Source organism: Streptococcus sp. 3109 (assembly GCF_013276905.1).
GTDB lineage: Bacteria > Bacillota > Bacilli > Lactobacillales > Streptococcaceae > Streptococcus.
This window is the reverse complement of record NZ_VMLY01000006.1, coordinates 70,069-82,783: the sequence shown is the minus strand read 5'-3', so window position 1 is coordinate 82,783 and position 12,715 is coordinate 70,069. Positions and strand designations below refer to the sequence as shown.

The 12,715-nt window shown below is 42.1% G+C and carries 12 protein-coding genes; 4 read left to right on the top strand and 8 right to left on the bottom strand.

Annotated elements, in window-relative coordinates; genetic code table 11:
• Window positions 1-125: 125 nt before the first annotated feature.
• Window positions 126-1,700, bottom strand: coding sequence for a DEAD/DEAH box helicase (locus HT698_RS03795; protein WP_173218596.1), 1,575 nt, complete (start codon window positions 1,698-1,700; stop codon window positions 126-128).
• 197 nt (window positions 1,701-1,897) lie between these two features.
• Window positions 1,898-3,124, bottom strand: a complete 1,227-nt coding sequence (locus tag HT698_RS03790; protein WP_173218594.1) for an OFA family MFS transporter — start codon at window positions 3,122-3,124, stop codon at window positions 1,898-1,900.
• A 193-nt stretch (window positions 3,125-3,317) separates the two neighbouring features.
• Here HT698_RS03790 and HT698_RS03785 point away from each other — a divergent pair, with 193 nt between their 5' ends.
• The 4 genes from HT698_RS03785 (at window position 3,318) to HT698_RS03770 (ending at window position 8,067) form a co-directional block, all read left to right on the top strand.
• A complete protein-coding gene (locus HT698_RS03785) occupies window positions 3,318-4,634 on the top strand; it encodes an FAD-containing oxidoreductase (RefSeq protein WP_061817748.1) in 1,317 nt (438 codons plus the stop codon).
• Between the two features lie 98 nt (window positions 4,635-4,732).
• On the top strand, window positions 4,733-6,076 hold the full coding sequence (gene murT, locus HT698_RS03780) for a lipid II isoglutaminyl synthase subunit MurT (protein WP_173218591.1): 1,344 nt from the start codon (window positions 4,733-4,735) through the stop codon (window positions 6,074-6,076).
• Window positions 6,076-6,858, top strand: a complete 783-nt coding sequence (gatD, locus tag HT698_RS03775; protein WP_173218589.1) for a lipid II isoglutaminyl synthase subunit GatD — start codon at window positions 6,076-6,078, stop codon at window positions 6,856-6,858. The genes murT and gatD overlap by 1 nt, the downstream gene beginning before the upstream one ends.
• A 126-nt stretch (window positions 6,859-6,984) precedes the next feature.
• Window positions 6,985-8,067 (top strand): Xaa-Pro peptidase family protein, encoded by a 1,083-nt coding sequence (locus HT698_RS03770; protein WP_173218587.1) that lies wholly within the window; start codon window positions 6,985-6,987, stop codon window positions 8,065-8,067.
• Window positions 8,068-8,304: 237 nt separating this feature from the next.
• On the opposite strand, the gene HT698_RS03765 is transcribed toward HT698_RS03770, so the two are convergent.
• The 6 genes from HT698_RS03765 to HT698_RS03740 all read right to left on the bottom strand — a co-directional run bounded on the left by HT698_RS03765 (window position 8,305) and on the right by HT698_RS03740 (window position 12,602).
• Window positions 8,305-8,766 (bottom strand): ECF transporter S component, encoded by a 462-nt coding sequence (locus HT698_RS03765; protein WP_050390887.1) that lies wholly within the window; start codon window positions 8,764-8,766, stop codon window positions 8,305-8,307.
• Entirely contained in the window at window positions 8,744-9,517 is a 774-nt protein-coding gene (locus tag HT698_RS03760) for a bifunctional hydroxymethylpyrimidine kinase/phosphomethylpyrimidine kinase (RefSeq protein WP_173218585.1), read from the bottom strand. Before HT698_RS03760 ends, HT698_RS03765 begins: the two co-directional genes overlap by 23 nt.
• A complete protein-coding gene (gene truA / locus HT698_RS03755; protein ID WP_173218583.1) occupies window positions 9,507-10,256 on the bottom strand; it encodes a tRNA pseudouridine(38-40) synthase TruA in 750 nt (249 codons plus the stop codon). The genes HT698_RS03760 and truA overlap by 11 nt, the downstream gene beginning before the upstream one ends.
• 99 nt (window positions 10,257-10,355) lie before the next feature.
• On the bottom strand, window positions 10,356-11,507 hold the full coding sequence (locus HT698_RS03750; RefSeq protein ID WP_173218581.1) for an MFS transporter: 1,152 nt from the start codon (window positions 11,505-11,507) through the stop codon (window positions 10,356-10,358).
• A gap of 124 nt (window positions 11,508-11,631) precedes the next feature.
• Complete coding sequence (locus tag HT698_RS03745) at window positions 11,632-12,261, bottom strand: Pr6Pr family membrane protein (protein ID WP_173218579.1); 630 nt, start codon at window positions 12,259-12,261, stop codon at window positions 11,632-11,634.
• Window positions 12,262-12,263: 2 nt separating this feature from the next.
• The gene (locus HT698_RS03740) at window positions 12,264-12,602 is read right to left on the bottom strand and encodes a zinc ribbon domain-containing protein YjdM (protein ID WP_001061596.1); all 339 of its coding nucleotides are present in this window, start codon (window positions 12,600-12,602) and stop codon (window positions 12,264-12,266) included.
• Window positions 12,603-12,715: the final 113 nt, after the last annotated feature.

Here is a 12,715-nt window from a genome sequence, read left to right as displayed (position 1 = left end):
CGAAGTCAGTAACATATCTACGGCAAGGCGACGTTGACGAGGTTTGAAGAGATTTTCGAAGAGTATTATCTTTTCACATTCGGTCTCCTTATATAAAAAAGCGATTCATTTTGAACCGCTTTTTCTTATTTATCGCCCTTGTTACGAATAACAAAGCCTGTTTTCTTTTCGCTTGAAGTATTGCGTGGTTTTTTATTATCCTTACGGTAACGTTTTTCCTTATCAAAACGATCGTTGCCACGACTTCCTTTGTTGAACTCATCACGACGACCACCACGACGGTTGTCTCCACGGCGATTATCACGACGGTCATCTCCACGACGACCTCCTTTAGCTTTACCACCGAAGCCATTACCTGACGGTTTAAACGGTAGTGGTTTTTCACGCGCAATCTCCACTTCAGGAAGGCTATCTGGATCTTGGACTGTCAGACTCAAGATATACATTGCCAATTCTTCTGGAGTAAATTCGGCAGCTAGCTTACGAGCGTCCTTACCAAATTTCTCAAAGTTGGCACGAATGGTTTCATCTGCAAAATCACGTTCGATTTTCTTGAGAGCTACTTGTTTTTTAGCTTGGAAGGCTTCTTCTGCACTTGCAGGTTTGAGACCTTTCATGCGTTTCTTAGTCAAGTTTTCAATGATTTGGAGGTAGCCCATTTCATTTGGTGATACGAAAGTAATAGACTGACCTGACTTACCAGCACGACCTGTACGACCGATACGGTGAACATAGCTTTCAGGATCTTGTGGAATATCGTAGTTATAGACATGGGTCACACCTGAAATATCCAAGCCACGCGCTGCAACGTCCGTCGCAACTAAAACATCAAGGTTCCCATTTTTGAAGTCACGAAGGACACGAAGACGTTTGTTTTGGTCTAGGTCTCCATGAATTCCTTCTGCACGGAAGCCACGGATTTTCAGACCACGAGTCAATTCATCCACACGGCGCTTGGTACGACCAAATACGATAGCAAGTTCTGGTTGTTCCACATCCATGAGACGAGTCATGGTATCAAATTTTTCTTGTTCTTTAACTCGGATGTAGTATTGATCAACCAATTCTGTGGTCAATTCCTTAGCAGCAATCTTGACATGCTCAGGTTCTTTCATAAACTGAACACCGATACGTTTGATGGCATCTGGCATAGTTGCTGAGAAGAGCAAGGTTTGTCTATTTTCAGGGACACGCGAGATAATGGCTTCGATGTCTTCAAGAAAGCCCATGTTGAGCATTTCATCGGCTTCGTCAAGGATAAGCGTTTCAATATCTTGTAATTTCAAGGCCTTGCGTTTAATCAAGTCCAAGAGGCGACCTGGAGTTCCCACCACGATATGGGCACCAGATTTAAGAGCCTTAATTTGTTTTTCAATGCTTGATCCACCATATACTGAGCGGACTTTGACTCCCTTACTACGACCAAAGCGGAAGAGTTCTTCTTGACTTTGGACAGCGAGTTCACGAGTTGGAGCGATAACCAAGGCTTGGATGGTCGCTTCTTCTGTACGGATTTTTTCAAGGGTTGGCAAGCCAAAGGCTGCGGTTTTTCCTGTACCAGTCTGAGCTTGACCGATAACGTCCTTGCCTTCTAGAGCCAAAGGAATGGTTTGTTCTTGGATAGGACTGGCTTCTACAAAACCAGCTTTTTCAATCTCTGCTAGCAAATCAGCAGACAAGTTTAATTCATTAAATTTCACGTTGTTCTTCTTTCTAAAGGTGGTGCGAAGCCACCCTATAGGACTTAGTTTATACTTTTCTTTTTATGACGTATTTTCATATACTGGATACAAAATCGTGTTGCTTCTTTTCCACAAAAGAAAAGTACTGTTTTCTTTGCAACCCATCTAGTATAACACAAGACCAGAGCAAAAGATAGCCCCATTTCTACAGAAAATCATGTAAGCGGTTTTTGGCTTTCCTTTTTGATGGAACGACCTAGATAATAAGACAAAGCCAAGGCGATACTATATAAAATGATAAAAACGAACAAGGTTTGTGTGTAAGAATGAGCCATTTTATAAGTTTCTGCTAATAAAATAGGTCCTGCTAAACCAGCCATGGCCCAAGCTGTTAAAATATATCCATGCAGAGCAGCCAATTCCTTGGTTCCAAAAATATCACTGAGATAAGCTGGAATCAAAGAAAAACCAGCTCCATAGCAAGTCATCAAAATAGACATAGCGACTACAAATAAAACGGAATCTGTAAAGAGCCAAAGTGAGAGAGAAAAGAAAAGATTGACAAGCAGTAATATACTAAAGGTTAGGGGGCGACCGATATAGTCAGATAAGCTCGCCCAGAGCAAGCGACCAAATCCATTGAAAATCCCTAAAACGCCCACCATTACTGCTGCATGACTTGTAGACAAGCCAGCCATCTCCTGTGCCATTGGCGATGCCGCTGAAATTAAGCCTAAACCACAAGCTATGTTGATAAAGAAAATAATCCAAAGTATATAAAACCGATTGCTTTTTAGAGCCTGATTTGCAGCCATTCCTTGCGTCAAAGAGGCTGTTTTTTCTTTCCCTGAAGCAGATAAAATTGCAAGCTCTTGCTCATTTGGACGCTTAATGAATTGTGAAGCTAGGAGCATGATAATAAAGTAACTTGCACCTAAAATATAAAAAGTTTCTACAAGCCCTACCCCTGCGATGAGATGTTGCGCTATGGGACTAGTCAATAAAGAAGCAAAACCAAACCCCATAATCGCTAAACCTGTTGCGAGACCACGTTTATCAGGAAACCATTTTATAATCGTTGACACAGGGGTAATATAGCCTGCTCCCAAACCAAGCCCACCTAAAATGCCATAAGCGAGATACAACAACCACAGTTCCTGACGGTCTATCGCAAATCCTGTTAAGATATTTCCACCTGCGTATAGAAAAGCAGATAGACTCCCCATGACTCTCGGACCAAATTTTTCTACCAAACGTCCCATAAATGCAGCAGATAAGCCCAAACAAAAGATTGCTAGACTAAAGGCAAAGGCAACAGAAGCCTGATCCCATCCCGTTTTTTCAATAATAGGGTTGCGATAAACACTCCAAGCATAAGTAGAACCCAGCATTAAGTGTAAAATGACCCCAGCAAAGGCAATAATATAACGATTCGATTTCATAAAACCTCCTATTTTCGGACATTTATTCTATCTTATATAAAAATAGATAGGATTTTAGTTTATCAAGCTTGTCAAAAAATTACTAGTTTTTTGTCTGGAAAGCGTTTTTATCTTTTTCTGTCTTTTTCGTAGCAGAATTGTGCAAAAGTTTTTTTCTTGTGCTAGAATGAAATGCGAATAGGAGGAACTCTAAATGTTAACTTATGATTTAATCGTTATCGGATTTGGTAAAGCTGGTAAAACACTAGCTGGTAAATTGGCTTCAGCTGGCAAAAAAGTTGCCCTCATTGAACGTAGCAAAGCTATGTACGGTGGAACTTGTATCAACATCGGATGTATCCCAACTAAAACTTTGCTAGTTGCTGCTGAGAAAGACTTGTCTTTTGAAGAAGTCATTGCTACCAAAAACACGATCACTGGTCGCCTCAATGGTAAAAACTATGCTACTGTTGCAGGTACAGGCGTAGATATCTTTGATGCGGAAGCTCACTTCCTTTCAAATAAAGTCATTGAAATTCAAGCTGGTGATGAAAAGAAAGAACTGACTGCTGAAACAATCGTCATCAATACTGGTGCTGTTTCAAACGTCTTGCCAATCCCTGGACTTGCTACAAGCAAAAACGTCTTTGACTCAACAGGTATCCAAAACTTGGACAAATTGCCTGAAAACCTTGGAGTCCTTGGTGGTGGAAATATCGGTCTTGAATTTGCCGGCCTTTACAACAAACTTGGAAGCAAGGTCACAGTTCTAGATGCCTTGGATACTTTCCTTCCTCGTGCAGAACCTTCCATCGCAGCTCTTGCTAAACAATACATGGAAGAAGATGGCATTGAATTGCTTCAAAATATCCATACTACTGAAATCAAAAACGATGGTGACCAAGTCCTTGTCGTGACTGAAAACGAAACTTACCGTTTCGACGCCCTTCTCTACGCAACTGGACGCAAACCAAATGTAGAACCACTTCAACTTGAAAATACAGATATTGAACTAACTGAACGTGGCGCTATTAAAGTAGACAAACATTGTCAAACAAACGTTCCTGGTGTCTTTGCAGTTGGAGATGTCAACGGTGGCCTTCAATTTACTTACATTTCACTTGATGACTTCCGTGTTGTTTACAGCTACCTTGCTGGAGATGGTAGCTACACACTTGAAGACCGTCTCAATGTACCAAACACCATGTTTATCACACCTGCACTTTCACAAGTTGGTTTGACTGAAAGCCAAGCAGCTGATTTGAAACTTCCATACGCCGTTAAGGAAATTCCTGTTGCAGCCATGCCTCGTGGTCACGTGAACGGAGACCTTCGCGGAGCTTTCAAAGCTGTTGTGAATACTGAAACAAAAGAAATTCTTGGAGCAAGCATCTTCTCAGAAGGATCTCAAGAAATCATCAACATCATTACTGTTGCTATGGACAACAAGATTCCTTACACTTACTTCACAAAACAAATCTTCACTCACCCAACCTTGGCTGAGAACTTGAATGACTTGTTTGCGATTTAAGTTGAAATCTCATCTTAACTGACAGCCCTCTTTGGGCTGTTTTTACTTCTGCGGAATCTCAAATCTGTCTTTTCCCTCTTTTATGATATAATAGAAACATGAACTTAAAAACTACTTTGGGCCTTCTTGCTGGGCGTTCCTCCCACTTCATTTTAAGCCGTCTTGGCCGTGGAAGTACGCTCCCAGGAAAAGTCGCCCTTCAATTTGATAAAGATATTTTACAAAACCTAGCTAAGAACTACGAGATTGTCGTGGTCACTGGAACTAACGGAAAAACCCTGACAACTGCCCTCACTGTCGGTATTTTAAAAGAGGTTTATGGTCAAGTTCTGACCAACCCAAGCGGTGCTAACATGATTACAGGAATCGCAACGACCTTCTTGACTGCCAAATCATCTAAAACTGGGAAAAATATTGCCGTCCTAGAAATCGACGAGGCCAGTCTATCTCGTATCTGTGACTATATCCAGCCAAGTCTCTTCGTCATCACCAATATCTTCCGTGACCAGATGGACCGCTATGGTGAGATTTACACAACTTACAAGATGATTTTGGATGCTATTCGTAAGGTGCCTACTGCCACTGTTCTCCTTAATGGAGACAGCCCACTTTTCTACAAGCCAGCTATTCCAAATCCTGTACAGTATTTTGGTTTTGACTTGGAGAAAGGTCCAGCCCAGCTGGCTCACTATAATACAGAAGGAATCCTCTGCCCTGACTGCCAAGGAATCCTCAAATATGAGCATAATACCTATGCAAACTTGGGTGCCTATATCTGTGAAGGCTGTGGATGTAAACGTCCTGATCTGGACTATCGCTTGACAGAACTGGTTGAATTGACCAACAATCGCTCTCGCTTTGTCATTGACGGACAAGAATACGGCATCCAAATCGGCGGGCTCTACAATATCTACAACGCCCTAGCTGCAGTTGCTATCGCCCGTTTTCTCGGTGCAGATTCCCAACTTATCAAGCAAGGTTTTGACAAGAGCCGTGCGGTCTTTGGACGCCAAGAAACCTTCCATATCGGTGATAAGGAATGCACCCTCGTCTTGATTAAAAATCCAGTCGGTGCGACCCAAGCTATCGAAATGATTAAACTAGCTCCTTATCCATTTAGCCTATCTGTCCTCCTCAATGCCAACTACGCAGACGGTATTGATACCAGCTGGATCTGGGATGCTGATTTTGAACAAATCACTGACATGGACATTCCAGAAATCAACGCTGGCGGTGTTCGCCATTCTGAAATCGCACGTCGTCTACGAGTAACTGGCTATCCAGCTGATAAAATTACTGAAACAAGTAGTCTGGAACAAGTTCTTAAGATCATTGAGAACCAAGACTGCAAGCATGCCTATATCCTAGCTACCTATACTGCTATGCTGGAATTCCGCGAACTGCTGGCTAGTCGTCAGATTGTTAGAAAGGAAATGAACTAATGGTTTATACTTCACTTTCCTCAAAAGCTGGCAATTACCCCTATCAGCTCAACATTGCCCACCTCTACGGAAACCTCATGAATACCTACGGGGACAATGGAAACATCCTCATGCTCAAGTATGTGGCTGAAAAGCTGGGAGCCCATGTGACGGTTGACATCGTTTCTCTCCATGATGACTTTGATAAAAATCACTACGACATTGCCTTTTTCGGTGGTGGTCAAGACTTTGAACAGAGTATCATTGCAGACGACCTACCTGCTAAAAAAGAAAGCATTGACAACTACATCCAAAACGACGGTGTGGTTCTGGCTATCTGCGGTGGTTTCCAACTATTGGGTCAATATTATATTGAAGCTTCAGGGAGACGTATCGAAGGGCTAGGTGTCATGGACCACTACACCCTCAACCAGACCAATAACCGTTTTATCGGTGACATCAAGATTCACAATGAAGATTTCGATGAAACCTACTATGGTTTTGAAAACCATCAGGGCCGTACCTTCCTCTCAGATGACCAAAAACCACTGGGACAGGTAGTCTATGGAAATGGAAACAATGAAGAAAAAGTCGGCGAAGGGGTTCATTACAAGAATGTCTTTGGTTCCTACTTCCACGGGCCTATCCTCTCTCGCAATGCCAATCTGGCTTATCGCCTAGTCACTACCGCCCTCAAAAAGAAATATGGTCAGGATATCCAACTTCCTGCCTATGAAGATATTCTCAGTCAAGAAATCGCTGAAGAATACAGTGACGTCAAAAGCAAGGCTGACTTTTCTTAAAACAAGGAAAACCATATCAAAGAACTCCACATCTTGTCGGAGTTCTTTTTGTCTTTTCTTTTACCCTTCTCCCTTGCATTTTCTCTCTTTTTTTGCCAAAATAGAGGGGTAGAAAGAAGGTAGCATATGTCTAAATTACAACAAATCGTAACATATCTTGAATCAGAAAAACTAGACGTCGCTGTCGTATCTGACCCCGTCACAATCAATTACCTCACTGGCTTTTACAGTGATCCCCATGAACGCCAAATGTTCCTTTTTGTCCTAGCAGATCAGGATCCCCTCCTCTTTGTCCCAGCCCTTGAGGTTGAGCGTGCAAGCAGCACTGTCTCTTTCCCAGTTGTGGGCTATGTAGACTCTGAAAATCCATGGCAAAAAATGAAACATGCTCTTCCACAGCTTGATTTCAAACGTGTCGCTGTTGAGTTTGACAATCTCATCTTGACCAAATACCATGGCTTGAAAATAGTCTTTGAAACTGCTGAGTTTGAAAACCTCACTCCTCGTATCCAACGCATGCGCCTCATCAAATCAGCTGACGAAGTGCAAAAAATGATGGTTGCAGGTCTCTATGCGGACAAGGCTGTTAAGGTTGGTTTTGATAATATTTCTCTTGATAAGACAGAGACAGATATCATCGCTCAAATTGACTTTGCCATGAAACGTGAAGGCTATGAAATGAGCTTTGATACCATGGTCTTGACTGGTGATAATGCTGCAAATCCGCACGGCATTCCGGCAGCTAACAAAGTTGAGAATAACGCCCTTCTCCTCTTTGACCTTGGTGTTCTAGTCAACGGTTACGCATCAGACATGACTCGTACAGTCGCTGTCGGTAAACCTGACCAATTCAAGAAAGACATTTACAACTTGACTCTTGAAGCCCAACAAGCTGCCCTTGACTTTATCAAGCCAGGTGTGACTGCCCATGAAGTGGACCGCGCTGCCCGTGAGGTCATCGAAAAAGCTGGTTATGGCGAGTACTTCAACCACCGTCTCGGTCATGGTATCGGTATGGATGTTCACGAATTCCCATCTATCATGGAAGGAAACGACATGGTCATCGAAGAAGGCATGTGCTTCTCTGTTGAACCAGGAATCTATATCCCTGGTAAAGTCGGTGTCCGTATCGAAGACTGCGGTGTTGTTACCAAGAATGGCTTCGACCTCTTTACAAGTACCAGCAAAGACTTACTTTATTTTGATTAATATTCATCTAATACTCAATGAAAATCAAAGAGCAAACTAGGAAGCTAGCCGCAGGTTGCTCAAAGCACTGCTTTGAGGNNGTCAGTAACCATATATACGGTAAGGCGACGCTGACGTGGTTTGAAGAGATTTTCGAAGAGTATAAAATCTTCCCACAATAAAACGCATACTATCAAGGTTTTCAATACCTGATACTATGCGTTTTTTCTGATTTTTAGGACTTTCTCCACATCCTCTTTACTTAATCTTCTTAATACTTTGACTAAGGATAAATCCTACAATCATCCCTACCATATTTTGCATGAAATTTGGTAAGATCTCTGGTAGGGCTGCTGTCCAGCCATTCATCAATGTAGAACCCAAGGCGTAACCCCCTACCATGGCAATCGTTGCTAAGATAAGGCCTAACCACTGAGTTTTTCCTTTAAGTCCTGCGAAAAATCCCTGCAAGCCATGGTTGAGCAAGCTAAAGAACATCCACTGAGGGTAGCCTGATAAGAGGTCAATCAAGAAACCTGCTAGTCCTCCGACTACAGCCCCTTCGCGACTACCAAAGTAGAAGGCCGTAAAGAAGACACCCGCATCTAAAAGAGTTAGAATGCCTGTCGGTGTTGGAATTTTTAAGAAATAACCTAGAACCACAGAGAGGGCGGTTAATAGTGATACAAGGGCGATTTTAGTTGTTTTGGTTTGCTTCATATTGTCTTACTCCATACTGATCTGCTTGTGCAATAGCACGATAAACGAAAGCCTTAGAGCTTTCTACTGCTGGTAAAAGTTCATCACCTTTGACTAGATGACTGGCAATGCTGGAGGCAAAGGTACAACCTGCACCAGCATTTTGCCCTTGGATGACGGGATTTTCTAGGACTGTAAAGGTTTGTCCATCATAAAAGACATCTACAGCCTTGTCCTGACTAAGGCGATTGCCTCCCTTGATAATGACTGCTGACGCTCCTAAGTCATGCAATTTCTGTGCTGCAGTTTTCATATCTTCAAGGGTTCTAATCTCTTGATCTGCTAGTAATTCTGCTTCAGGAAGATTAGGCGTAATCACACTGACATGAGGGAAAAAGCGAATCAATTCTTGACAGAGCTCACTTACAGCTACGTCGTGCGTTTCCTTGCAGACCAAGACAGGATCCAGAACCACAGGCACTCCTGGGCGTTGTTTGATAAAGTCCAATGCCTTCTCAGCCACACTGACAGTTGGAAGAAGACCAATCTTAATTCCCCCAAACTCCACATCACGCAAGCTATCTAATTCATGTTGAAAAATGGTATCGTCAGTTGGAAAGACTTCAAATCCTTTTTCTGTCAAGGCTGTCAAACAAGTCACTGCTACAAAGCCATGCAAGCCGTTCAAGGTATAGGTAGCCAAATCCGCGGACAAACCACCACCACTAAAAATATCATTTCCAGAAAGTGCTAAAATACGATTATTCTTCATAACGAATCTCCTTTAAATATAAACCATTTGGTGCTGCAGTGGGACCTGCAAGTTGCCTGTCCTTTTTCTCCAAGATGAGGTCAATCTGCTCTACTGGCATGCGGTTATTGCCAATTTTGAGTAGCGTCCCCACCATATTGCGAATCTGCTTATACAAGAAACCATTTCCTGAAAAGGTAAAGGTCAAAAACTGGCCTGTCTCATCCACCCTAAGGCTAGCTTCTGTAATAGTGCGAACCTTATCTTCTACACTAGTCCCAGAGGCTGTAAAGCCTGTGAAATCGTGGGTTCCCTCTAGCTTTTTGATTGCAATCTGCATTTGTTCCACATCGAGTTGGTAGGGAAAGTGAGTGGCATAGTGACGGCGCATCGGATTTTTGGGACGCCCCCTATCCACGATAAACTCATAGGTTTTGCTATGTTTGGCATAACGGCAATGAAAATCATCCGCTACAAGCTCAATCGAGATCACATCAATATCTTCAGGGGACTGAGTGTCTAGAGCAAAACGGAGCTTCTCCTCATCCATTTGATAAGGCAGGTCAAAATGAATAACCTGTCCTAAAGCATGAACCCCACTATCTGTCCTACCAGCACCGTGAACAGTGATAGCTTGCCCCTTATTTAACCTGGTCAAGGTTTTTTCAATTTCTTCCTGAACGCTACGCGCATGAGGCTGGCGCTGAAAACCAGCAAAGGCGTAACCATCATAGGAAATAGTTGCTTTATATCTCGTCATAACTTCTATTTTATCAAGAAAATAATCTGTAAACAAGTTCCTAAATCAAATAGTGTCTGGGTACAAAATTCACAAAAAGAAAAACTTAGGAAACCAATCCTAAGCTCTCTTTTGAAGTAAGTACATGACAAAGATAGATGTTACAATCAACCAACCTCCTAAGATGGTAAAGACTAGCATGCCATTGTGAGTTAGTAAGCCAATTGCACCTAGAACAAATGGGGTCGTAAAGGCTCCAAAACTACAGCCTAAAACTGCAAATGAAGTGGCTTGATTGAGGAGTTTAGCTGGAATTCGTTCAGAGACAAGTTGAAAAACTGTCGTCAAGGCTACACTGTAGGCAAAACCAGCCAGAATGCTTCCTGCTACTACCACCCACAAGGATGGAGCCAGAGCAATCACAATTTGCCCTAAACCGAAGGTAATACCAGACCAGAGGAGCAGTTTCTCTTTAAAGATAGAAATCAAGAAAGAAAAACTCACACCAGCCACAATCCCGATCAACTGCATGACACTAAGAACAAAACTAGATAACTGGGCATCTCCAAGTCCTCTTTCCACCATCAAACTTGGAATACGAATAGTAATAGCCGTATTGGTACAAACTACAACCGCTGCTTCAATAGCTAGGGTAAAAATCAAGCCTTTCATTTCTCGAGTTAAGCGACTTGCTTCCTTCGCTTTTTTCTTGACTTCTTTCTTTTCTTTTCTATAAGGGACAAAGAGCAGATAAAGGGTCAGCACCAAAAATCCAGCACTATAAGCTAGGAAGGTAGCTGTCCAACCAAAGGCCAACAACTGGCCGACTGCCAAGGTAATGAGAGAAGCTCCAACAACCTCTGCAGAACCACGTAGCCCTAACATCTGAATTCGCGTTTTCCCTTGATAACGCTCACTGATGATAGAAATAGCCTTGGCATTGATCATCCCAACTCCCAAACCAAAAAGAATCCGTGTTCCAAATACAAAAGGATAGGCTTGATACCAAAAGGGTGCTGTTCCACTCAGTGATAAAATCAGCAATCCCAAACTAATTTGTAAGCGCTCAGGAAAGATTTTTTCTAAAAAACCATTTAGTAGTAACATCATCATAATCCCAAAAGAGGGCAAGCTCGCCAAAAGCTCAATTTGTTCCTTAGGATAACCTTGATAATAGTCAAACATGGCTGGCAGGGCACTCGAGATGGAAAAGGACGTAATCAAAACGAGGGAGAGAGCCAAAATACTGGCCCGTTCTAAAAATTGTTTCATGAAATCTCTTTCTATATTTCTCTTAATCTTCTAATTTTTTGATAGTTATCAAACAAGCAAGAAAAGAAGAAGCCTCTTTAGTGTACAGACTCCTTCTTAAACTCGAAAATGAATCCCTTGTGTCTTAGGATGACTTTCTCTTGATTTGCTTAATAAAGTAGAAGATAAATCCTGCTACCATATAGGCAACAAAGATAATCAGACACCACTTGAATACGACATCCCATCCCTTGTTCACATTCAAAAAGAAGTAAGGGAAAGGATTATCCTTGGCATTTGGAATATTGAGTTTTAGAACCAAGCCATTAAAAAGAGCAAACATCATATACAGCAAGGGTAAAATCGTCCACACAATTGGATCCCAAATCTTGTATTGACCCTGTTTGTCAAAAAAGAGGGTATCTGCGAAAAACCAGAGGGGAACGATATAGTGGCAAAGGAAATTTTCCAGAGTATAGAAATTAGTCGCAATGGGCGCTAAGAGGAAATGGTAAATCACACAGGTAATCATGATACTCATGGTGACCCCACCTTTTAAACGCAAGAGACTTGGTCTTTGCCAGTTTTCACCTACACGGCTCATAACCTTTAGGAGATAAAGGGTAAAAATAGTTACCAAGAGGTTGGACAGAACCGTGTAATAGAGAAGCATCCCAAAACCACCATGCTTGGTAATTTCAAGATAAACTCCCGTAAAAGCCGCTAGAAACAAGAAGATACGGCTATAAAATACAAATTTATAGTGTTTTGACATACTTAAATCTTCTTCACAAACTCTGATTTGAGTTTCATGGCACCAAAACCATCAATCTTACAGTCGATATTGTGGTCGCCTTCTACGATGCGGATATTTTTCACGCGCGTCCCTTGTTTCAAATCTTTTGGCGCACCTTTTACTTTCAAGTCCTTGATGAGAGTTACTGTATCACCGTCAGCCAATTTATTTCCGTTGGCATCGATAGCGACAAGGCCCTCTTCTACATCTGCAACTTCAGCAGGATTCCACTCATAAGCACACTCTGGGCAAACCAGTAGGGCACCGTCTTCGTAGACATACTCTGAGTTACATTTTGGACAATTTGGTAAGTTGTTCATGGTTTCTCCTTATCATCATTCACTATTCTTTGAAAATCAAAATTTCTCGAACAGCAACTATTATACCCTAAAATCAGCATTTTGACAAATTTAGAAAAAACCGATATCCATCT

Coding starts and splice junctions, on each gene's coding strand:
- HT698_RS03760 (WP_173218585.1), bottom strand. CDS start 9,517: ATGAAGAATAATCGTATTTTAGCACTTTCTGGAAATGATATTTTTAGT.
- truA (WP_173218583.1), bottom strand. CDS start 10,256: ATGACGAGATATAAAGCAACTATTTCCTATGATGGTTACGCCTTTGCT.
- HT698_RS03745 (WP_173218579.1), bottom strand. CDS start 12,261: ATGTCAAAACACTATAAATTTGTATTTTATAGCCGTATCTTCTTGTTT.
- murT (WP_173218591.1), top strand. CDS start 4,733: ATGAACTTAAAAACTACTTTGGGCCTTCTTGCTGGGCGTTCCTCCCAC.
- HT698_RS03740 (WP_001061596.1), bottom strand. CDS start 12,602: ATGAACAACTTACCAAATTGTCCAAAATGTAACTCAGAGTATGTCTAC.
- HT698_RS03765 (WP_050390887.1), bottom strand. CDS start 8,766: ATGAAGCAAACCAAAACAACTAAAATCGCCCTTGTATCACTATTAACC.
- gatD (WP_173218589.1), top strand. CDS start 6,076: ATGGTTTATACTTCACTTTCCTCAAAAGCTGGCAATTACCCCTATCAG.
- HT698_RS03750 (WP_173218581.1), bottom strand. CDS start 11,507: ATGAAACAATTTTTAGAACGGGCCAGTATTTTGGCTCTCTCCCTCGTT.
- HT698_RS03785 (WP_061817748.1), top strand. CDS start 3,318: ATGTTAACTTATGATTTAATCGTTATCGGATTTGGTAAAGCTGGTAAA.
- HT698_RS03770 (WP_173218587.1), top strand. CDS start 6,985: ATGTCTAAATTACAACAAATCGTAACATATCTTGAATCAGAAAAACTA.
- HT698_RS03790 (WP_173218594.1), bottom strand. CDS start 3,124: ATGAAATCGAATCGTTATATTATTGCCTTTGCTGGGGTCATTTTACAC.